The organism is Pacificoceanicola niger (assembly GCF_048553275.1).
In the GTDB taxonomy this organism is placed as follows: domain Bacteria; phylum Pseudomonadota; class Alphaproteobacteria; order Rhodobacterales; family Rhodobacteraceae; genus Pacificoceanicola.
The window spans coordinates 44238-65654 of record NZ_JBLZMW010000013.1; the positions used below are offsets into that span (position 1 = coordinate 44238).

At 61.6% G+C, this 21417-nt stretch carries 23 protein-coding genes and 1 tRNA gene; 12 read left to right on the forward strand and 12 right to left on the reverse strand.

The window, feature by feature from the left end; genetic code table 11:
- Positions 1–164: 164 nt before the first annotated feature.
- Complete coding sequence (locus ACN2XU_RS16010; protein WP_419411571.1) at positions 165–1370, reverse strand: winged helix-turn-helix domain-containing protein; 1206 nt, start codon at positions 1368–1370, stop codon at positions 165–167.
- Positions 1370–2395 (reverse strand): LacI family DNA-binding transcriptional regulator, encoded by a 1026-nt coding sequence (locus ACN2XU_RS16015; RefSeq protein WP_419411459.1) that lies wholly within the window; start codon positions 2393–2395, stop codon positions 1370–1372. The genes ACN2XU_RS16010 and ACN2XU_RS16015 overlap by 1 nt, the downstream gene beginning before the upstream one ends.
- Before the next feature lie 244 nt (positions 2396–2639).
- Between ACN2XU_RS16015 and ACN2XU_RS16020 the strand changes: the two genes are divergently transcribed.
- Together ACN2XU_RS16020 and ACN2XU_RS16025 are read left to right on the forward strand one after the other, a co-directional pair.
- Positions 2640–2716: transfer RNA gene (locus ACN2XU_RS16020), tRNA-Arg, on the forward strand.
- Positions 2717–3617: 901 nt separating this feature from the next.
- Positions 3618–3839, forward strand: coding sequence for a DUF1127 domain-containing protein (locus ACN2XU_RS16025; protein ID WP_419411460.1), 222 nt, complete (start codon positions 3618–3620; stop codon positions 3837–3839).
- 141 nt (positions 3840–3980) lie between these two features.
- Here ACN2XU_RS16025 and rpsD read toward each other — a convergent pair whose 3' ends face one another.
- Complete coding sequence (gene rpsD / locus ACN2XU_RS16030) at positions 3981–4601, reverse strand: 30S ribosomal protein S4 (RefSeq protein ID WP_419411461.1); 621 nt, start codon at positions 4599–4601, stop codon at positions 3981–3983.
- 234 nt (positions 4602–4835) lie between these two features.
- On the opposite strand from rpsD, the gene ACN2XU_RS16035 reads away from it, so the two are divergent.
- The 4 genes from ACN2XU_RS16035 (at position 4836) to ACN2XU_RS16050 (ending at position 8954) form a co-directional block, all read left to right on the forward strand.
- Complete coding sequence (locus ACN2XU_RS16035; RefSeq protein WP_419411462.1) at positions 4836–5672, forward strand: EAL domain-containing protein; 837 nt, start codon at positions 4836–4838, stop codon at positions 5670–5672.
- A 144-nt stretch (positions 5673–5816) separates the two neighbouring features.
- Positions 5817–6992, forward strand: coding sequence for an acetyl-CoA C-acetyltransferase (locus ACN2XU_RS16040; protein ID WP_419411463.1), 1176 nt, complete (start codon positions 5817–5819; stop codon positions 6990–6992).
- A 157-nt stretch (positions 6993–7149) separates the two neighbouring features.
- Positions 7150–7872 carry an acetoacetyl-CoA reductase gene (phbB, locus tag ACN2XU_RS16045; RefSeq protein WP_419411464.1) on the forward strand — a complete coding sequence of 241 codons (723 nt, stop codon included), beginning with the start codon at positions 7150–7152 and terminating at the stop codon, positions 7870–7872.
- A gap of 149 nt (positions 7873–8021) precedes the next feature.
- Positions 8022–8954 carry a VOC family protein gene (locus ACN2XU_RS16050; RefSeq protein WP_419411465.1) on the forward strand — a complete coding sequence of 311 codons (933 nt, stop codon included), beginning with the start codon at positions 8022–8024 and terminating at the stop codon, positions 8952–8954.
- A 95-nt stretch (positions 8955–9049) separates the two neighbouring features.
- On the opposite strand, the gene ACN2XU_RS16055 is transcribed toward ACN2XU_RS16050, so the two are convergent.
- From ACN2XU_RS16055 to ACN2XU_RS16065, 3 genes are all read right to left on the reverse strand, one after another.
- Complete coding sequence (locus ACN2XU_RS16055) at positions 9050–9226, reverse strand: YdcH family protein (protein ID WP_419411466.1); 177 nt, start codon at positions 9224–9226, stop codon at positions 9050–9052.
- Positions 9227–9342: 116 nt separating this feature from the next.
- A complete protein-coding gene (locus ACN2XU_RS16060) occupies positions 9343–10113 on the reverse strand; it encodes a tRNA1(Val) (adenine(37)-N6)-methyltransferase (protein WP_419411467.1) in 771 nt (256 codons plus the stop codon).
- The gene (locus ACN2XU_RS16065; protein WP_419411468.1) at positions 10103–10318 is read right to left on the reverse strand and encodes a putative signal transducing protein; all 216 of its coding nucleotides are present in this window, start codon (positions 10316–10318) and stop codon (positions 10103–10105) included. The genes ACN2XU_RS16060 and ACN2XU_RS16065 overlap by 11 nt, the downstream gene beginning before the upstream one ends.
- Positions 10319–10373: 55 nt before the next feature.
- Here ACN2XU_RS16065 and ACN2XU_RS16070 point away from each other — a divergent pair, with 55 nt between their 5' ends.
- The 4 genes from ACN2XU_RS16070 (at position 10374) to ACN2XU_RS16085 (ending at position 14509) form a co-directional block, all read left to right on the forward strand.
- Entirely contained in the window at positions 10374–11372 is a 999-nt protein-coding gene (locus ACN2XU_RS16070) for a polyprenyl synthetase family protein (RefSeq protein ID WP_419411469.1), read from the forward strand.
- An 87-nt stretch (positions 11373–11459) separates the two neighbouring features.
- Positions 11460–12746, forward strand: a complete 1287-nt coding sequence (locus ACN2XU_RS16075; RefSeq protein ID WP_419411470.1) for an ABC transporter permease — start codon at positions 11460–11462, stop codon at positions 12744–12746.
- A complete protein-coding gene (locus ACN2XU_RS16080; protein ID WP_419411471.1) occupies positions 12739–13422 on the forward strand; it encodes an ABC transporter ATP-binding protein in 684 nt (227 codons plus the stop codon). The genes ACN2XU_RS16075 and ACN2XU_RS16080 overlap by 8 nt, the downstream gene beginning before the upstream one ends.
- 94 nt (positions 13423–13516) lie before the next feature.
- Entirely contained in the window at positions 13517–14509 is a 993-nt protein-coding gene (locus tag ACN2XU_RS16085; protein WP_419411472.1) for a calcium-binding protein, read from the forward strand.
- A 5-nt stretch (positions 14510–14514) separates the two neighbouring features.
- Here the strand turns inward: ACN2XU_RS16085 and ACN2XU_RS16090 are convergent, their stop codons facing one another.
- A complete protein-coding gene (locus ACN2XU_RS16090; RefSeq protein ID WP_419411473.1) occupies positions 14515–14949 on the reverse strand; it encodes a DMT family transporter in 435 nt (144 codons plus the stop codon).
- Between the two features lie 12 nt (positions 14950–14961).
- A complete protein-coding gene (locus tag ACN2XU_RS16095; RefSeq protein ID WP_419411474.1) occupies positions 14962–15369 on the reverse strand; it encodes a PaaI family thioesterase in 408 nt (135 codons plus the stop codon).
- 130 nt (positions 15370–15499) lie between these two features.
- On the opposite strand from ACN2XU_RS16095, the gene ACN2XU_RS16100 reads away from it, so the two are divergent.
- Both ACN2XU_RS16100 and ACN2XU_RS16105 read left to right on the forward strand, forming a co-directional pair.
- Complete coding sequence (locus tag ACN2XU_RS16100; protein WP_419411475.1) at positions 15500–15892, forward strand: c-type cytochrome; 393 nt, start codon at positions 15500–15502, stop codon at positions 15890–15892.
- 57 nt (positions 15893–15949) lie between these two features.
- Positions 15950–16366, forward strand: coding sequence for a c-type cytochrome (locus tag ACN2XU_RS16105; protein WP_419411476.1), 417 nt, complete (start codon positions 15950–15952; stop codon positions 16364–16366).
- 7 nt (positions 16367–16373) lie between these two features.
- Here ACN2XU_RS16105 and ACN2XU_RS16110 read toward each other — a convergent pair whose 3' ends face one another.
- From ACN2XU_RS16110 to ACN2XU_RS16125, 4 genes are all read right to left on the reverse strand, one after another.
- Positions 16374–17195: a 4-(cytidine 5'-diphospho)-2-C-methyl-D-erythritol kinase gene (locus tag ACN2XU_RS16110; RefSeq protein ID WP_419411477.1), complete on the reverse strand. Its 822-nt coding sequence runs from the start codon at positions 17193–17195 to the stop codon at positions 16374–16376.
- Positions 17182–18897, reverse strand: coding sequence for a tetratricopeptide repeat protein (locus ACN2XU_RS16115; protein ID WP_419411478.1), 1716 nt, complete (start codon positions 18895–18897; stop codon positions 17182–17184). Before ACN2XU_RS16115 ends, ACN2XU_RS16110 begins: the two co-directional genes overlap by 14 nt.
- Positions 18898–19077: 180 nt before the next feature.
- A complete protein-coding gene (locus ACN2XU_RS16120; RefSeq protein ID WP_419411479.1) occupies positions 19078–19356 on the reverse strand; it encodes a PilZ domain-containing protein in 279 nt (92 codons plus the stop codon).
- Between the two features lie 68 nt (positions 19357–19424).
- A complete protein-coding gene (locus ACN2XU_RS16125) occupies positions 19425–21071 on the reverse strand; it encodes an electron transfer flavoprotein-ubiquinone oxidoreductase (RefSeq protein WP_419411480.1) in 1647 nt (548 codons plus the stop codon).
- Positions 21072–21417 lie beyond the last annotated feature (346 nt).

The window sequence follows — 21417 nt, forward strand, 5'->3', positions numbered from 1 at the left end:
GAATCGTACCAAACGATGGTTAACGCGCCCCGAAAATTGGTTAATGAATGTAACAGCCTTGTGGGTCGTTACAGCCCACCCACAGCATCTTGGTGTTGCGCGCCACCGCGCGCCAGCTTAACCCCAGCGTACGCGGTGTTAACACCACTCCTGACGTCAACAGGTTAACGCGGCCCCGGCTCCCGCAGCCAGCCATCGGACCAGCGAACCGCCTCGACCCCGGTAAAACGCGCGACCCGCGCCAGTTCCGCCTCCAGCCGCGCCTGCCGTCCCGCGCCCCACCGCAGGCCCCGTTCCGGCCAAAGCGCCGTGACATCCAGCGTCCCCTCCGCCCGGTTCGCCGCCATGTCGATGCGCCCTATCAGGCGGTCGCCTTCGAGCAGGGGAAAGACGTAATAGCCATAGATACGCTTGTCAGAAGGAACAAAGATTTCAATACGATAGTGAAATCCGAACAACCGCTCCGCGCGCTTGCGATCGCGCAGCGCGGGGTCAAACGGTGAGAGCACGCGCAGCCGCTTCGTTGGCTCTGGTGCCGTCAGAGCCTCGGACTCGATGCCTTGAAACGCGACGCTCTTGCGCCACGCACCATCGGCGCTCTGCACCTCTACCGGCACCAACTCGCCGCGCATCAAAGCGGCGTCAACCCAGGCCTTGGCCTCATGCGGGCGCAGGATGTCCCAAAAGGCCGAGATCTCTCCCGGCGTTGCAAACCCTAGCCGTTTCAATGCGTTACGGCAAAGCCAATCCGTTGTCTCGGCCTCGGACGGCTGCGCCAGACGGTGCGCTTCGGGGATCACCCGCTCCGTCAGATCATAGAGCTTGCGAAAGCCCTCGCGCCGCGTGACCGACAAGACACCGCTGCGCCAAAGGAATTCCAGCGCCGTCTTCGACGGGTGCCACTCCCACCAGCCGCCTTTGGAGCGCGTCTCATCCTCGCCGACATCCGCCGACCCACAGGGGCCACGCTCCCGGATCCGATTGATAACCTCTTCGAATTTCTGGGAAAACTCGGCCCTCTGCCATGTCTTCCAGCGGCCATGCAGCCGAGCGCGGTCGCGTTCGAACCGCATTTTCCAATGCGGAAAATAGGCGGTCGGAATGACTGATGCGTCATGCGTCCAATGCTCGAACAACCCTCTGTGCTGCTCCAGCAGGGGTTTGAGTTGTTTCGGGCGATAGGCCGGGCGGCGGGCGAAGAGGATCATGTCGTGTGCGCGCTCGACCGTGCGCACCGAATCCACCTGCACAAAGCCCAGCCGCTCTATAAGCCCCTGAAGGTCCTCGCCTTTCCCCGGACCCACCGGGGCCTCGGCAAGGGCGTGGCGGTGCAGGAAAAGCCGCCGGGCGAGACCATTCTCCAGCCGTATCAACGTCGTTTGAGCGTGTCGCCAAAGCTGAGTTTCGGCGCCAGTTCGATTACCTTCTGTTCAGGCTCCGCCTCGCCGGCCACGCGCGCCGCGATGATCTGTGCCGCCCGCGTCCCGATCTCGGTTCGGCAGGCATCCATTGTCGCCAGTTGCCGTGGCAGTCCCTGCAGCAACTCAACCCCGTTGAAGCCCGCAAGCCCGATCTGGCCCGGAATGTCGATGCCTTGCGCCATCACTTCCATCAACCCGCCTGCGGCAATCATATCATTGGAATAATAGAGGAAATCCAGCTCTGGATCACGCTCCAGCATCGCCCGCGTCAGTTCCCGCCCCTTGGCCAGAGCCGAACCGCCGGAATAAAATTCCTGATCCGCGACCTCCACGCCCTCCTTGGCGAGCGCCTCGGTGAAGCCTTCGAACCGCTTCCGTGCGCGGTGGTCGAGCGGCATTTTCGTACCCATGAAACCGATGCGTTGATAGCCCTGCTTGAGGATTGCCCGCGCCATCTCACGCCCGGCACGACGGTGGCTGATCCCGACGGCGCAGTCGATCGGCGTGCCGTCGGTGTCCATGATCTCGACCACGGGAATGCCGCTGGCCTTGAGCATGGCCTTTGACGCCTCGGAATGCTCCAGGCCTGCGATGATCACGCCAGAGGGCCGCCACGAGAGCATCTCGTACAAAACTCTCTCTTCTTTTTCAGGAAGATAGTCGGTCACGCCCACAACCGGCTGCAGGTCGGTTTCTTCCAGAACAGCACTGATCCCGGACATGACTTCGGGGAACACCATGTTGCGCAGAGAGGGGATGATGACCGCCACGAGGTTCACCCGCTGACTGGCCAGCGCCCCGGCAATCTTGTTCGGCACATAGCCAAGCGTTTTGGCCGCCTCCAGCACCTTTTCCCGCGTCGCCTGGCTCACATCCCCACGGTTGCGCAGGACGCGGCTTACCGTCATTTCCGAAACCCCCGAGGCTTCGGACACGTCACGTAGGGTCAAAGGGCGGGAATCGTCATTGCTCACAGGCCAAGGTCCTTTTTTCTTTCCAACAATCGTTACCCTAATCCGCCTCCGGCGCAAGGCGGTTGCGGGATGACAAACCGTGCAAGTCGCGCTAGGAGAAATTCAAACGCTCCCGTAGCCCAACGCGATGGAACAGCCCCGTTCCGTGCGGGAATTTGGGTTAGATAAGAGGTGGAAAGACAGCCGGTTAGGATTTATGGTATCGCTTGCGAGCCGGTTTCCGGACCGTTTGAAGGCGAAATACGGCCCCGTGGCTCAACTGGATAGAGCAATCCCCTCCTAAGGGATAGGTTGCAGGTTCAAGTCCTGCCGGGGTCACCATCTTTCGCCGCGGCCCATGCCAAAATCTGCACAAAAGGAACCAAGAGCGTCCGCTAGACGTTTCCTGAGGTGTGACCAGAAGTAAAATTCTTCTTTTTATTTCAAATTCTTGACCTTTGCAGGTTCGGCCGCTCTGGCCTCTTTTTGCATTGATCTGCGAGCCAGGAACCGCTCCGGGTTTGCCGATGGCTATTTGCTTTGGAGACGCGGCCATGTCTGACCTGTCCGGGGCGGCGCTAAGGCCCAAGGCGATGCATGACCTCGGCTTTGATCAAGCCGTTGATCGTCTCAGTCAGGGCGTTGGCACGGAAACTGACCTGCTCCCCTGAGAAGTCCTCGTTTACGGGAAAACGGTAGCAACTTGATGGTGCCGGATCCGAAGATCTGGACATCGACAAAGGAGCCGAGAGTGTCGTCGGGATCGACATCACATCCGTCAGCCTTCGGGTGCGCCATTGGCCAACATCACCTGCAACGCCGCTTCTGCCCCAGCCTTATGTGGTCGATGGGCTGCGTCAACGTGGACAGAATCATCGCAGCGTTCGATTCCACGGACTGTGGGCGGATTCTCATGCCGGAAAATGCCCCAAACGATGCGGCAGTGGCGATTAATCCCCGAATCTTCGTAAAACTGTTAGTTTTCTGCCCTAAGAACTGCCCCGTGAGTGTGGCCAAAGACAAAAGCCTTTCCAGGCTGGGCCATCTTTGAAAAGTGCCTTGTTTCAATGATTTCAGTAGCATCTGAGGCGGCTCTCGAAGCCGCCTCTTTGCGTATGGGCTGGTCGCGACCTATGCATTTTCTCCAAAGCAGCTATTCCGCATCAGGCCTAGCACGATGCTGCAATGCAGCGTAATTTAGGTATCAGATACTGACATACTCAAAGATACGAGGCACTTCTCGATGGCACATATTACTGCCCCCTACACCACCGAACCCGCACGCGCTCCGTTCTCTGGCCTTGGCCGCCGCATCCTCAACGCGCTGGTCGTGCTCGCCGAGTCAAACCCGCGTATGTGCGAAATTGAACGCCTGACGGCCAAGTCCGACGCAGAGCTGAAAGCCATGGGCCTGAAGCGCGAGGACATCGTGCGCCACGTCATGCGCGATATGCTTTACCTCTGATCCAGAAGACATGACAGCAGACAAGAGCCGCGCCTCACAGGGACGCGGCTTTTTCTTTGTCCGGAGCGCAGCACGGCACGCCCCTAAAGCAAAAGGCCGCCCCAAACGGAGCGGCCTTTCGAAAAACCATACGACACAGGATTAGTTCTGAGCGTAGTATTCGATCACGAGGTTCGGTTCCATCATGACCGGGTACGGCACATCGGCAAGACCGGGGGTGCGCACGAAGGACGCGGTCATCTTGGTGTGATCGGCTTCGATGTAATCCGGAACGTCACGCTCGGGAAGCTGCGTTGCTTCCAGAAGGGCTGCCATCTGACGCGACTTCTCGCGGACTTCGATAACGTCGCCCTCTTTGACGCGGTAGGACGGAATGTTGACACGCTTGCCGTTCACCAGAACGTGGCCGTGGTTCACGAACTGACGCGCTGCGAAAACGGTCGGCACGAACTTGGCGCGGTAGACGACGGCGTCCAGACGGCGCTCAAGCAGGCCGATCAGGTTCTCGCCGGTGTCACCCTTTACCCGGGCGGCCTCGGTGTAGATTTTCTTGAACTGCTTTTCGGTCAGATCGCCGTAGTAGCCCTTGAGCTTCTGCTTGGCGCGGAGCTGCAGGCCGAAGTCGGACATCTTGCCCTTGCGGCGCTGGCCGTGCTGGCCGGGGCCGTACTCGCGGCGGTTGACCGGGGACTTCGGGCGGCCCCAGATGTTTTCGCCCATGCGGCGGTCGATCTTGTACTTGGCAGAGGTGCGTTTTGTCACCGTCTGATCTCCTTCTAAAAAGTGAAGGGCGTTGTCCTCTCCCTGGATTTGGCCAGGTCGACAGGCATCCCCTTGCGAGGGCCACCAACACCAATGAAGCCGCGCTTACACGGTCGGATCCGGCAGAGTCAAGCGCAGTCGGAAATCTTGAGAAATTGTCGTGAATTGAACTTTTAATCGGGGCTTAAGACTTGCGGCGCAAAGCTGGCGAAACACTTGGCGTGGGAGAGTATCATGGCTTTGACTGACAAGCGACTGACCAGGCTCGAAAGCGGCCCTAGCAACGCACTCGCGCACGCGGTGGCGCTTCGTGATTCCGAGACGCTCAAGATGGTGCGGCGCGCGATTGAACACCGGGAAACCATGTTGGCCTTTCAGCCTGTCGTGCAGGCCGGCAATCATGGCAAGATCGCCTTTTATGAAGGCCTAATTCGTGTCATCGACGAAACCGGCCGGATTATTGCCGCCGCTGACTTCATGGATGCCGTGGAAGACACCGAACACGGGCGGCTGCTGGATTGCATTTCCCTTGAGAGGGGCCTTTCCGAGTTGGCCCGCGTGCCGGATCTGCGCCTTTCGATCAACATGTCTGCGCGATCTATCGGCTATAAGAAATGGATGCGCGTTCTGACGCGCGGATTGTCGGGCGATCCCACGATCGGAGAGCGGCTGATTCTCGAAATCACCGAAACCTCCGCAATGACTGTGCCGGAACTGGTCGTCAGCTTCATGCGGGACCTCCAACAGAAGGGCATTTCCTTTGCCATGGACGACTTCGGCGCCGGGTACACGGCGCTCAAGCATTTCAAGGATTTCAACTTCGACATGCTGAAAATCGACGGCCAGTTCGTCCAGGGCATCGCCAACGATCCGGACAATCAGGTTCTGGTTGCCGCGATGGTGGCGATTGCCCAACAATTTGATCTGTTTACCGTTGCCGAGAACGTCGAGACCGCCGAGGATGCCGAATGCCTGCGCCAAATCGGGCTCGATTGCCTTCAAGGCTATTACTTTGCCGCCCCCACGGTACGGCCGCCCTGGCATCAGCAGGAAACACAGCTGCGGGCCTGATAGCGCTTACCGTGACAGACTGTCCGATTTACGCTGCACCGCAGAAACATTAATGCCTCCCTTATAACGCGAAGTAAGGCACAGTTTGACCTTCCCGGGAATCCCTGTAAGCCTTTGCTGAATCGCATGGCTGGAGGACCCCACATGACCAATGTCGTTATCGCCAGTGCCGCTCGAACTGCCGTAGGCAGCTTCAGCGGCTCTTTTGCCACCACACCCGCGCATGACCTCGGCGCCGCCGTGCTCGAAGCGCTTGTCGCCCGCGCCGGGATCGAGAAATCCGAAGTTTCGGAGACCATCCTCGGTCAGGTCCTGACGGCCGCTCAGGGGCAGAACCCTGCCCGCCAGGCACACATCAACGCGGGTCTGCCGCAAGAAAGCGCCGCCTGGGGTCTCAACCAGGTTTGCGGATCCGGACTCCGGGCGGTCGCGCTCGGCGCTCAGCACATCATGCTTGGCGATGCCGACATCATCTGCGCCGGTGGTCAGGAAAACATGTCGCTGTCGCCCCACGCGGCGAACCTGCGCGCCGGTCACAAGATGGGCGACATGAAGTATATCGACACGATGATCCGCGACGGCCTCTGGGACGCCTTCAACGGGTACCACATGGGGCAGACCGCCGAGAACGTCGCGGAGAAGTGGCAGATCAGCCGCGAGATGCAGGACGAATTCGCCGTCGCATCGCAGAACAAAGCCGAGGCCGCACAGAAGGCCGGCAAGTTCGACGACGAGGTGATCCCGTTCACCGTCAAGACCCGCAAGGGTGACATCATCGTGGACAAGGACGAATACATCCGTCACGGCGCCACCATGGAAGCCATGCAGAAACTGCGCCCCGCCTTCACCAAAGACGGTTCGGTAACAGCCGCGAACGCTTCCGGTCTGAACGATGGTGCCGCGGGCGTCCTGCTTATGAGCGCCGACAATGCCGAGAAGCGTGGCATCCAGCCGCTCGCGCGCATTGCGTCCTACGCCACCGCCGGGCTTGACCCGTCGATCATGGGCGTCGGCCCGATCTACGCCTCGCGCAAGGCGCTGGAGAAGGCGGGCTGGTCCGTGGACGATCTTGACCTCGTCGAAGCCAACGAAGCTTTCGCCGCGCAGGCCTGTGCCGTGAACAAGGATATGGGCTGGGATCCGTCGATCGTGAACGTGAATGGCGGCGCCATTGCCATTGGCCACCCGATCGGCGCATCCGGCGCGCGCGTCCTGAACACGCTGCTGTTCGAAATGCAGCGTCGTGACGCCAAGAAAGGCCTCGCCACGCTCTGCATCGGCGGCGGCATGGGCGTTGCGCTCTGCGTGGAGCGCCCGTAACCGGCGCCCCGTTCCGCAAAATAGAGGGGCGCCATGCAGCGCCCCTTTTTTTGGGCAGCCCCGAGGAGGAGACCAAAGGGTGCGCAATATTGTTGCGCAGCATTTCTCTAAAATGTAACTACATTACCAAACGCTAACTAAACTGGAGGAACACATCATGGCACGCGTTGCACTTGTCACTGGCGGCAGCCGCGGAATCGGCGAAGCGATTTCCAAGAAACTCAAAGCCGAAGGCTACGAGGTCGCCGCGACCTACGCCGGCAATGACGAGAAGGCCAAGGCCTTTACCGAAGCCACCGGCATCAAGACCTACAAGTGGAACGTTGCTGATTACGACTCGTCCAAGACCGGAATCGCGCAGGTTGAGGCGGATCTCGGCCCGATTGACGTGGTCGTTGCCAACGCGGGCATCACCCGCGATGCGCCCTTCCACAAGATGACCCCGGAGCAGTGGAAAGAAGTGATCGACACCAACCTGACCGGCGTGTTCAACACCGTGCATCCTGTCTGGCCCGGCATGCGCGAGCGCAAATTCGGCCGCATCATCGTGATCTCTTCGATCAACGGGCAGAAGGGTCAGTTCGCGCAGGTGAATTATGCCGCGACCAAGGCCGGCGACCTCGGGATCGTGAAATCGCTGGCACAGGAAGGCGCGCGCGCCGGGATCACGGCCAACGCCATTTGCCCCGGTTACATCGCTACCGAAATGGTCATGGCGATCCCCGAGAAGGTTCGCGACAGCATCGTCGCACAGATCCCCGCTGGCCGCCTCGGCGAGCCGGAAGAGATCGCGCGCTGCGTGGCATTCCTCGCCTCCGATGACGCGGGCTTTATCAACGGCTCGACCATCTCGGCGAACGGTGCACAGTTCTTCGTCTGATCTTTTCCTGGTCCGGCCCGGAAAGACCCGCAAAGCGTCCCTATTCGGGGGCGCTTTGTGCATTTTCGCACCAAATACGCGCTCAAACCGCCATTTTCCGCTCGCCACGCGCACTATATCCAAGGGGAAGCGAACAGAGGAGACATCCCATGCTTACCCAGATCAACGGCCTGCACCACGTCACCTCGCTGGCAAGTGGCGCCCAGACGAACAATGATTTCTTTACCAAGGTGCTCGGCCTGCGCCGGGTCAAGAAAACCGTCAACTTCGACGCTCCGGACGTCTATCACCTGTATTACGGCGACCAGACCGGCACTCCTGGCACCGTCATGACCTACTTCCCATTCCCCCACGCCCGGCGCGGGCGCGCGGGCACCGGCGAGGTCGCCACAACAGGATTTACAGTGCCCAAGGGCGCGCTGCCCTTCTGGCAGGAACGACTGGCTGTCTTTGACATCGCCGGGATTGAGAAAACCTCCCGCCTTGGAGAAGACCGGCTGATGTTCCGGGGTCCGGACGGGGACGGGTTTGCCCTGATCGAGGCGGAGGACGAGCGCACGGCCTGGACCGCGAATGGCGTTCCCGAGGCTGCGGCCATCCGGGGATTTCACTCCGCCGACTTGCGCCTCAGCCCCCGCGATGCGGACGCCAGCGCCGAGCTGTTGCGCTTCATGGGCTATGAAAAACAGGGCGCGCAGGGCGCCACGACGCGCTATGCCGTGGCGGGTGGCAATGACGCCAATGTCCTCGACGTCACGGTCACCGACGCGCCGCGCGCCGATCAGGGGGCGGGAAGCGTGCATCACATCGCCTTTTCCGTCGACAATCGCGAAGCGCAATTGGCTGTGCGCAAGGCTCTTATGGACACCGGCTATCAGGTCACCCCGGTGATCGACCGGGATTACTTCTGGGCAGTCTATTTCCGTACGCCCGGCGGCGTCCTGTTCGAAGTGGCCACAAACGAACCGGGGTTCGACCGCGACGAGGATACCGCGCATCTCGGGGAGGCCCTGAAACTGCCAAGCCAGCATGAGCACCTGCGCGCGCGCATCGAAGAATTGCTCGAACCAATCGTGGACTGAGAGCCACCGCCACCGCGCCATGCCAATCAAAAATAAAGGGCCCGCCCAAATGGGCAGACCCGGTTTTAAAACTCATCGTCGAGAGCCGAGAGATCCTAGAGAGCGGGGTGCGTTTCGAGTTTCGCGATTTCTTCCTTGAGGCGGAGCTTCTTCTTTTTCAGTTCGGCGACTCGGAGATCGTCGATACCCGGCGCCGCCTGCGCCTTCTCGACAGTTTCCGACAAAGTTTGATGCTTCCTCTTCAGTTCCTGCAGGTGCGAACTCAAGCTCATGGCATACTCCTTTTTTGCTCAGACTCTCAGTGCAACACAACTCATCTATTAAGTCACGCCGCAGATGCAGTATTCCGTCACAGTATTGTGACAAGTCCAAGTGAAAAGCAGAACTGTTAAGAGAATGTTAAATTTTCGCCACACCTTAAGATTGAGCGCGCTGCCTCGGAATAATGGTCCCAATCACCTTCATGCGCCGCGCCCCGGTGCAGCACGAGCCCCGGGTGAAAGCGGAAATCCGCTCGCCCACCCTTGCGCCCACGGGTCAGGACAAGCCGAGGGGGACGGCCTGCACGTGGCAAAAGCGGCTTTAGTTCAAGCGATCCCAAATGCTTGTTCATTGCGCCGAGCAACTCCGGCAGGCGCTCGACCCGCTGGATGAAGCTGACAAACCCGCCCGGTTTGAGCCTGCGCGCTGCCACGGCAACCCAGTCTTCGAGGGGCGCAGGCCCGGCCCGACCGATCTCGCGGCCGGCATCTTCAGCGCTGCGGCGTCGGTCTTCGTGAAAATAGGGAGGGTTTGCCATAACGTGGTCAAAAGCCTGTTGGCGCAGATCTGCGGGCAGAAAAAGCAGATCAGCCGTGCGAATCTCCCCCGCCAGGTCATTCTCGGCGAGGTTCCTGCGCGCCAGATCGGCATAGGCCGGTTGCAGTTCCACCCCCGTCAGCGACAATCCCGGCACACGCACCCCGAGGCAACAAAGCGCCGGGGCAGCGCCGCAGCCGAGCTCCAGCACCGATTGCCCGGGAACCGCAGGCACCGACGCCGCCAGAAGAACCGGGTCGATCCCTGCACGATACCCGCCGCGCGGTTGCCAGATCCGAACCTTGCCGCCGAGAAAATCGCTGCGATCGAGCGCATCCGGCGCAAATGGGTCAGCCTTCAAACTGCACCCCGTAATCGCGCAGGACCTGCCGGGCCTCTTCGAGGTAGCCGGTGGGCACCATCAGGCGCCGTGGCAATATGCCAATGGACCCTTCGAGGACGCTCATGTTTACGTCCAATTCAAAGCTGTCTATACCCGCTTCGTCCAGTAGGGTTTTCGCCAGCGGGATCAGTGTTATATCGTTGGTGCGCAGCAGCTCTTCCATGGGTGGGATTTAAGGACAAGGCGTGCGAAATGTCGAGCCTTGCAACGGGGGTGTGATGAACGTGATGGATGTTGTGACCAAGCCGCATGAACGCCTCGCCGACCTGTTGTCGGATGAGATGGATGCGGTCAACACGCTGATCCGCGAGCGGATGGCGTCAAAACATGCGCCGCGCATTCCCGAAGTGACCGCGCATCTGGTCGAGGCCGGGGGCAAGCGCCTGCGTCCGATGCTGACGCTCGCCTCTGCCAAGCTCTGTGGCTACGAAGGCCCCTACCACGTGCATTTGGCGGCAACAGTGGAGTTCATCCACACCGCGACCCTGCTGCATGACGACGTGGTGGACGAGAGCGAAAAGCGCCGTGGACGGCCAACCGCGAACCTGCTGTGGGACAACAAATCCAGCGTTCTGGTCGGTGATTACCTCTTTGCCCGGGCCTTCCAGTTGATGACGGAAAGCGGCAACCTTCGGGTCCTGCGCATCCTGTCCGATGCAGCCGCGACAATCGCGGAGGGCGAAGTGCTGCAGCTGACCGCCGCGCAGGATCTGAAGACCAGCGAAGACATCTACCTTCAAGTTGTGCGCGGCAAGACCGCCGCGCTGTTCTCCGCCGCCACCGAAGTGGGCGGCGTGATCGCCGGACGTCCCGAAGACGAGATCAGGGCGCTTTACGACTATGGCGACGCCCTCGGCATCTCCTTTCAGATCGTCGATGATCTGCTCGATTACTGGGGCGGGACCGCGACGGGCAAGAACATCGGCGATGATTTCCGGGAGCGCAAACTGACGCTGCCGCTGATCAAGGCCCACGCCAAGGCCAATGACGAGGAGCGAGCCTTCTGGCAGCGTGTGATCGAGAAGGGTGACCAGCGTGACGGCGATCTAGAACGCGCGGTAATGCTGCTGAACACGCATGGCGCGCTGGAAGAGACGCGGCAGGAGGCGCTCGGCTGGGCCGAGAAAGCCAAGACCGCCATGGCCAGCCTGCCGCCCTCTGATCTGCGCGATCTGCTGATTGACCTTGCCGATTACGTGGTGGCGCGCGTCAACTGAGCGGTGCGGCGCCCGCCGCGCCGTCACAGCTTGACCGCGCCCAGCCGAAAGGTCACTTTCGCGCCTGAGCAGCCGGACCGGGAAATAATGTCAAAGACACCGCCCCCCTTCGCCCCATTCGAATGGATGATCGCGTGGCGCTACCTGCGCGCCAAACGCGCCGATGGCGGCGTTTCCGTGATGACGTGGATCAGCCTTCTCGGGATCACGCTGGCAGTTTTTGCGCTGGTGGCGACTCTGGCGGTGCGGGCCGGATTCCGCGCGGAATTCGTCAATACGATCCTCGGCGCCAATGCCCATGTCACGGTCTACCACACCGCGCGGGTGGACGCGCAGGGCCAAAGCACGCGCACCCTGCCCGACTACATGGATATGGCCGCTCGTGTGGCCGAGGTGCCGGGCGTGACCCGCGTTACGCCGCTCGTCAAGGGGCAGGTGATGGCCACCGCCAACGGGAGAAATGCCGGGGTCGAGGTCTTCGGGATCGAGTCCGCCGACCTCAAGGCAATCCCGCGCATTGCCGATCCGGAAACCGGACGCGGCGATCTCGATGCCTTTGAGGACGGCGTCGCAATCGGATCCGGCGTGGCCATGACGCTGGGCGTGGGCCTTGGCGATCAAATCAAACTGATCTCGCCGAACGGGGTCAAGACCGCCTTCGGCGTCAGCCCGCGCGTCAAGACCTACCAGGTCAGCTATATTTTCAGTGCCGGACGCTACGACATCGACCGTACCCGCCTCTATATGCCCTTCGAAGAAGCACAGCTCTTTTTCAATCGCGAAGGCGCGGCGGATGAGCTCGAAGTCATCGTAGACAGCCCGGAACGCGCCGATAGCTATACCGGCGCGATTGGCACGGCCGCCGGGGTCGGGGCGCTGATCTGGACGTGGCAGGACGCCTCCGGCGCGGCGCTTCAGGCGATTGCCATGCAGGACGACGCGCTGTTCATCCTGCTTGCGATCCTTGTGCTGATTGCCACCATGAACATCACCTCCGGACTGATCATGCTGGTCAAGAACAAGGGCGGCGACATCGGGATCCTGCGCACCATGGGCCTGACCGAGGGCGCGATCCTGCGCATTTTCCTGATCGTCGGCGCCTCCATCGGGGTTATCGGCACCGTGTTGGGCGTGCTGCTCGGCGTGCTCTTCGCGATGAACATCGAAAGCATCTATGGCATCGTCGATATACTGACCGGCAACAGCCGCGCCTCTTTGGAAAATCAGGGCTTTTTCTTTCCCCCGGCAGAGGTGCGCCTGCCCGATCTGCTCAAGACCGTCCTGCTCTCGCTGGGGCTGGCCTTCGTGGTGACGATCTTCCCGGCCCGCCGGGCGGCGCGGCTGAACCCAGTGGAGGCGCTGCGCTATGAATGATCCCGTGCTCCGCCTCACGGGCGTCGAGAAGATCTACAAACAGGGCGAGCCCGGCGAAGTGCATGTGCTGCGCGGCGCGGATCTGGCGGTGCGGCGCGGCGAAGTTGTGGCGCTGGTCGCCCCGTCCGGCGCGGGTAAATCGACCCTGCTGCACATCGCGGGCCTGCTCGACACCGCCGATAAGGGCACGGTCGAGATCGCCGGAGAGGCGCTTGAGACCAAATCCGACCGCAGGCGCACTGCCGTTCGCAGGGGCGGCATCGGCTTTGTCTACCAATTCCACCACCTGCTGCCGGAATTCAGCGCCTTGGAAAACATCGTTCTGCCGCAGCTTGCCAATGGTCAGCCTCGCACTGCGGCGGAATCAAGGGCCCGGTCCCTGCTGAGCAGTGTCGGCATAGCCGATCGCGCCGATCACCGTCCGGCCGCAATGTCCGGCGGTGAACAGCAGCGCGTCGCCTTTTGCCGCGCCATGGCGAACACGCCGCAACTTCTGCTTGCGGACGAGCCGACCGGCAACCTTGATCCCGCCACTTCGGATCGGGTCTTTGAGGCGCTGATGGCGCTTGTCCGGGACACCGGGCTGTCGGCGCTGATTGCCACGCACAACCTGGACCTGGCCGCCCGCATGGACCGCTGCCTCAGGCTTGCCGACGGTCACCTGACAGAAGACTGAGCCGAACGCGAAACACTGTTTCTCCGACTTTAAGACAAAATTTCAGCTAAATTTCCTGATACTCTGTGCGCAACACAATTCCAGAGGTATCGCCATGGGTCTCGACCTTATTATCATGATGCTCGGTCTGCTTCCGTTCGCTGCAGCCGCCACGACGGGCGGCGATGACGACGACATCGAGGAAGACGCACTTGAGGACATGATGCCGGAGGGCGTGACGCTGGAACCGCTCCTCCAGGCTCTCTTTCCCCAAGAGACCTCCGAAACCGTGGGCGGGACCGAGACGACGGGCACCGATGGCGTCGACGTTCCGGGAACCGACGGCGAGAGCGGGACGCCCACCCCGGACGACGGGACCACCACAAGCGAAGACGATCCGGTCCCCGAGGAGGGCACCACGTCCACCCCGACCACCATCACCGGCACCGTAGGCGATGACAGCCTGCCCGGGACCACCAACTCGGAAACCATTTTCGCAGGCCCCGGAAGCGACACCGTGGATGCGGGCGACGGCGACGATGGCATTGACGGCGGCGAGGGAAACGACACGCTGAACGGCGGTTTGGGCGATGACACCATCCTTGGCTCGGGCGGCGACGATGTGCTCCTTGGCAATGATGGCGCCGATTTGATCCTGGGCGGCGACGGCGCGGATTCCATTGAAGGCGGCTCTGATAATGACAGCTTGCTCGGCGGTGACGGCGCGGACACGCTGAACGGCGGGCTTGGCAACGATACGCTGGACGGCGATTCGCAAAACGGCGCGGACAACGTCGGGGATGTGCTGGACGGCCAAGTCGGCGACGACTCGCTCTATCTTGGCACGGGCGACATCGGTATCGGCGGCGAAGGCGCGGACAGTTTCTATGCCAACGGCACCGTGCAGATCAGCGATTTCAATGCCAGCGAGGACATGCTGATCATTGAGCACACCACCGCCACGGCCCCGACGATCTCCAGTCAGGCGCTGACCGGCTCTGGCCTCACGGTCACGTTCTCCGATGGCACGGTTGTTCAATTGACCGGTGTCACCGAACAGCTCGATCCCGCCAGCGTCAGCTACGTAGCATTGCCCGCCGCCACCTGACAGCGCTACGCCCGCTGCGTGATCCAGACGCCCAGCGCCATCACTGCGATCCCGGTGGCCCGCGTCAGGGTCAGCGGACTGAGCCGTGCGCCGAACAGGCCAAAATGGTCAATCGCCGCCGCGCTGATCAACTGCCCCAGCAACACGAAGAACACCGCGTTCCCAATGCCAAAGCGCGGCGCGATGATCGTCACCGACAACACGTAAAACACCACCAGAAGGCCGCCAAGAAAGAGGTGTTTCGGCACCGCGCGCACCTGCAACAGCCCGCCGCCCCCGGTGCCAAGCCAGACCGCGCCGGAGGCCAGCATGGCCACGCAGAACAGGATCATCGCCGCCGCGACGGGCGAGCCAAGACGCACACCCAGTGCAGCATTCAACGCTGCCAAGACCGGAATTCCGATCCCGGCGAGCAACATGACCAAAGCGTATTGCGCCATTACTGGCTCCCTTTACGGCTGAAAAAACGTCGCGCTCGCGGCGGCGACGGGCTTACCCTCGGGCAGCGATGTCAGCAGCGCCTCGGCAAAGATCAGCGCGCGGCCCGCCCGAATGATCCGCGCCTCGCAACGCACCACATCACCTCGGGCGGCGCTCAGAAACCGGGTTTCAAGGTTCGTCGTTGCCACCAGCCTGAATGCGCCAAGCTTGCCCGCGCAGGCAAAAACCATGGCGGTATCCGCCAGGGTCGCCAATGCCTGACCGCAAACGATACCGCCGACGCGCGCAATGGCCGGGGTCACCGGAATCTCCAGCGTCGCCCCCTCCGGACCGATGACTGTCACCTGCGGCTGCAGGGCCTGAACCCAATCGGCAAAATTCTCCTCAAGCAGTCTCTGCGCTGCTTCACAATCCAACATTCCGGGATCTCCTGTCCTCAGCCGCACAATGCCCGCACGGCGCGGCCCTGTCTATTGGCGGAATGATCCAGATCATGCCGCCCGCGTCAAACCGGCCTAGACTGGTTCCGGACCTCAAAGGACGTCACCCATGTATCGCGCGTTACTTGCCCTGATCGGTTTGCTCTGCGCCTGCCAACCCACGCCGGACACCACAGCGCCGGGCAAAGCCATCTTCGACAGCCAGTGCGCCGATTGCCACGGAAGCGCGGCGCGCGGCGACGGTCCGCTGGCAAGCGAGCTGCCCAAACCGCCGCCGGACCTGACGGGACTGCAGGCCCGCAACGGCGGGATCTTCCCCTATGAAGCCATCTTCGCCCAGATCTACGGCTATCCCGGACGCTATCACCTTGGACTGATGCCCGAGTTCGGCCCTGCGCTGGAAGGCGACGCCGTGGAGTGGAAAACGCCATCGGGGGAGGTCATCCGCACGCCGCGACGGCTCATCGCGCTGGTCGATTATCTGAGTACGCTTCAGCAATAGCGCTTGCACCGGCGCAGCGCAGTTGCGACCAAGACAGGACAATCAGACGGGGAACCCATGATGCACAAGATCGCAATCACACTGGCTGCAACGGCTTTTCTCGCCGCCTGCCAGGACACCAACGTCATGCCCGAAGCGCAGGACGGGCGCGCATTGTTCATGCAGAATTGCGCCGTTTGTCACGGTGAAGACGCCAAGGGCGATGGTCCGATGGCGCGGGGCATGGCCAAACCGCCAAAGAACCTGACCCTGATCAAGGTCCGGAACAAGGACAGCTTTCCCCGGGCCCGGATTATGTCGGTCATCGACGGCTACGCCCGCTCTGACATGACCGGACCGAGCATGCCGGAATTCGGCGCGCTTCTGGAGGGCGATCTGATCCCATTCGATTCCGGTGATGGCATTCAGACGCCGACACCGCGCAAACTCGTTGCGCTGCTGGAATATCTGGAAAGCATTCAAGCCGAACGCTGATCGCGTTTCAACGCAAGGTGCAGGCCCGCACCCACCAATCCGGGTGCCGGGCGCGCATCACGCCCACCTCTGCCTCCGCCCCGACTCGCGTGTCGAACAGCGCAAAACAACTTGCGCCGGATCCGGACATGCGAACCAGCCGCGGGCCGTCCAGCGCCCTGAGCGCGTCAAGCACATCACCGATCACCGGCTGCAGCTGCGCGGCGGGCGCTTCAAGATCGTTGCGCTGAGCGGCCAACCAGTCGATCAAGACACCGCCATCCGCCGTGTCCGGGATCCCTGGCATGGGAAGATTGTCGCGCGATTCCATGATTTTGAACACCGCCGGAGTCGAAACGCCAACACCCGGATTGACGAGCACAGCATGCAGCGGCGGCAGCCGGACCGGCGCGACCTCTTCACCAATCCCGCGCATCCGCGCCGCACCGGCCAGCATGCACACCGGCACATCCGCGCCAAGGCTCAGCGGATCAATCGGTGGGGCGGCTCCGGTGAGCGCCGTCATGGCCTTCAAGGTGGCGGCCGCATCCGAAGAACCGCCCCCGATTCCGGCCGCCGCAGGAAGGTGCTTGTCCAGATCAATCGCCACCGGAACCCCGAAGGTCGACGCGGCCCGGTGCACGAGATTGCTCCCATCCACCGGCACCCCGGCAGCCATCGGTCCGCGGACCCGAAGGCTCAGCTCCGCAGCGTGGGCCACCCGAACAACATCGCCCACGTCGGCAAAAACCACCAGGGAATCCAACAGGTGATAGCCGTCCTCGCGGCGGCCCGTCACATGCAAGGTCAGGTTGATCTTGGCCGGGGCAAAAACCTCAGTTCGAGTCATCCGCGACCTGCAGCGCCGGGGCCCCCTCGTCCTTCAGCACCTTATCCAGACCGAACTCGATCTTGTTCCGGATACGCTCCGGATCAGCCTCCTCGGCGGCATCTTCCCAATCAACGAACGACAGGGCCCGTTTCCACATGAACTGAGCTTCGAGCTTGCGGCCAACGGCCCAGTAGACATCGCCCAGATGGTCATTGACCACCGGATCGATCGGCATCAACTCCGCCGCGCGCTCCATGGGGGCGACCGCTTCTTCGAAACGGCCAAGCCGGTAGAGAACCCAGCCGAGGCTGTCGACGATATACCCCGAATTCGGCTGAGCCGCGACAGCACGTTCGATCATGTCCAATGCCTCGTCCAGCTTTTCCTGCTTCTCGACAAGAGAATAACCGAGGTAATTCAATACATTAGGCTGCTCCGGGCTAAGCTCCAATGCCTTCCGAAAATCAGCTTCGGCGGCCTCCCAATGATCGCTGCGCTCGTTGCAGATGCCCCGCGCATAGAACAGGAACCACTGCCGGTCGGTAACTTCGGAAAATCCGTCGAGCGCCCGTGTATAAGCGGTGATGGCTTCCTCGAAATTCTCCATCTGGCGCATCAGATCCGCGTAGGCGGAATGCACCACCGGCAGTTCCGAATGGCTTTCGCTCAGCGCCTTGAGCACGGCTGCCGCGCCCTCCATGTCACCCTTGGCGCGCAGCGCCTCGGCCCGTCCCATTTCGGCGGCGTGGCTGAAGGTGCTGTCCTGCGGCACGCTTTCATAGGCTTCGATGGCAAGATCGTATTGCTGCATCCCGTCGAGCAGTTCCGCCGACAGCAGCAGCGCATCCACGTGATCGGGGCGCAGGTACTCGGCCAGACGGGAGTAAACCAGTGTCAGATCGCTGTTGTTCTCGTTTGCAAGCGCGCTGCCAAGGGTGAAGAACACTTCGGCCAGCCCGTCACGAGCCGAACGCACATGCGTAAAGCTGAGCGACTCGCCGTCTTCGAGCGCCGCGCGCATCTGCTCCAGACCAGGGTCCAGATCCTTGCCAAAAGCGGTATCCAGCAGCGCCAGCGCTTCGGCGTTGCGGTCCAGCTGGCTGAGGATCTCCGTGCGGGCCATCACGCCGCGCCGCGTCATACCCATACCGCCGGGGCTTTCATTGGCAAAAAGCGTCTCCGCGCTCTCAAAATCACCGACGGAGGCCAGCGCCAGCGCCTTGTGATACACCGAAAACGGGCCGAGCCCCTGCATCTTGCCAACCTCATCAAAGTCGACAAGCGCCGCACTCATGTCACCCATGCCCAGCTGCGCCCAGGCTTTGGCCAGACCGTCTGCCAGTGGTCCGAGGCCGCGTTGCTCGTTGATCGCCTGCAGCACCGCTTCGAAATTCTCGTTCTTGGCATCGCGCGCGACCGTGGCCATCTGCGCCAGCTGGCTCCGGTGCCCTTCGGTGACCAGCTTGTCCGCAAGCGCCGCCGCCTTTTCGATCTCGCCAAGCGATATATTGGCCAGCAACGCCCGCTCCAGCAGCTCCGGCTTTGTCGGATCAAACTGGATCGCGCGACCGTAGTACTTCGCCGCCGCCTTGAAATCCCCGGAAAAACTGGCCTGACGCCCAGCAAGATAGTCGCCGGAAACCCCATTGGCCGCAGCCGGCTGAACCCCCGCCACAGCCGCGATCAAGACCCCTGCGCGGATCACATTTGTCCAAGCCATATTTCTGCTGCACTCCGTTTGTTTTCCGGCGCCTGTTGCGCGTTGCGTCAAGCGTAGGCGCTGTGCCCGCGCATGACAAGAAGGCTGCGGTCACGATTCCCCCAGCGCCGCTTGAACACCCAAGGATTGAAAGCGCCGCCGCGACTGTGCGGCCCTGTCCGGGGCTCAGCACCCGCCGCATCAAACGCGATACTGACGCAGATTTGCAAGTTGCGCCGGGGTCAGCGGATAGCGGAATTCCAGCGCCCCGCCGGTCGGCTCGCAGCGCACGACGCGGGCCTGAATCTTCTGGCCCATGGCAATGAAGGCGACCTTGGCCCCGACGCGCGGCGGACGCGGCCCGGCAAACCGCAGTCCGGTTTCGCTGACATTGCGAACATGCACTGTAAACCGCGCAGAACCGGTAAACAGCTCCATGCTCCAGGCGCTCGGCCAACGGTTAGGACGCTCTTGCAACATGGAAAAAGGCTCGCCCCGTTTCGATCGGAGCGAGCCTTGCAAAATAATATTAATAGCCGGTTATACGCCTACATATTCGGATAGTTCGGTCCGTCGCCACCCTGCGGTACCGTCCATTCGATGTTCTGCGACGGATCCTTGATGTCACAGGTCTTGCAGTGCACGCAGTTCTGGAAGTTGATGACGAACTCTTCGCTGCCATCCTTTTCAACCACCTCATAGACACCCGCCGGGCAGTAGCGCTGCGCCGGTTCGGCATATTTCGGCAGGTTGATCGCCACCGGGATATGCGGATCCTTCAGCTTGAGGTGCGCGGGCTGGCTCTCTTCGTGGTTCGTGAAAGAGAAGGATACATTCGTCAGCCGATCAAAAGACAGCTTGCCATCGGGTTTGGGGTAGTCGATCGGCTCGAACAGAGCGGCCTGCTTTGTGGCTTCGGCATCGGTCTTGCCATGCTTCAGCGTACCAAGAAACGAAAAGCCAATCGTGTTGGTCCACATATCCAGACCACCCAGCGCAAGGCTTGCCGTCAGGCCATACTTGGACCAGAGCGGTTTGACGTTGCGCACCTTCTTGAGGTCCTTGCCGATGGCGCCCGTGCGGACCTCCACTTCGTAATCATGCAGCTCGTCCTGCGCGCGGCCTGCCTTGATCGCCTTGGCAGCGGCCTCTGCGGCGGCAATGCCCGACAGCATGGCATTGTGGTTGCCCTTGATGCGCGGCACGTTGACCATGCCCACCGAGCAGCCAAGCATCGCAACACCCGGCGCCACCATCTGCGGCATGGACTGATACCCGCCTTCGGAGATCGCGCGGGCGCCGTATGCGATGCGCTTCCCGCCTTCCAGCAGGTCCGCGACGATCGGGTGATGCTTGAACCGCTGGAACTCCATATAGGGGTACAGATAGGGGTTTTCGTAGTTCAGGTGCACGACGAAGCCGACATAGACCTGATTGTTCTCAAGGTGATAGACGAAAGAGCCGCCGCCTGCGTTTGACCCAAGTGGCCAACCCATGGTGTGGGTGACGCGGCCCTCATGGTGCTTGGCCGGATCGACTTCCCAGATTTCCTTCATGCCGAGGCCGAACTTTTGCGGCTCCTTGCCATCAGACAGGCCGTATTTCTCGATCACCTGCTTGGACAGGCTGCCGCGCACACCTTCGCCGAGGAAAACATACTTGCCCAGCAGTTCCATCCCCGGCTCATAGCCATCGCCCGGCGTACCATCCGCGTTCTTGCCAAATTCACCGGCAACAACGCCGCGAATGGTGCCGTGATCGCCATAAACCAGCTCCGAACAGGCCATGCCCGGGAAGATCTCCACGCCAAGCGCCTCTGCCTGCTCCGCCATCCAGCGGCAGACGTTGCCCATAGACACGATATAGTTGCCGTGGTTGTTCATCAGCGGCGGCATCGGGAAATTGGGGATTTTCACCTGGCCGGCTTCGCCCAGCATGAAAAACTGATCATCCGTCACCGGCACGTTAAGCGGCGCACCCTTTTCTTTCCAATCCGGGATCAGCTTGTCGAGCCCGCAGGGATCCAGAACGGCGCCTGACAGGATATGCGCGCCCACTTCCGAGCCCTTCTCCAGCACAACGACCTCCAGATCGGGGTCGATCTGCTTGAGGCGGATCGCAGCAGACAGGCCGGCGGGGCCTGCCCCCACGATCACAACATCATATTCCATCGACTCGCGCGTCACGTCGCTCATGGCGGCTCCTTCCCGGGGGACTTGGAAATTTTATTTCGCGCATGATTAGCGCGGCGGTGCAGCATGGGTCAATGACGACACGGCGTTACAACCGCTCTTTGCGACGTATTGCCAGCGATAATCGCTTTCGCCCGGCGCGCGGCGCGGAACACCTCACCTCCTGCAGCCTTTGCTTTGCAGGCCGCTCACCCCCTATCACCGCACCAAAGGCCACCCGGCGCAGACCGGCGAGATCGGTGGCACCGGTTGCCAACGGACGAGCCATTCCACTGACCGGACCATCATAAATACTGGACTTTTTCGCGGCGCTATTGCACTGCACGCCTGCGATTGCCATTCTATCAAG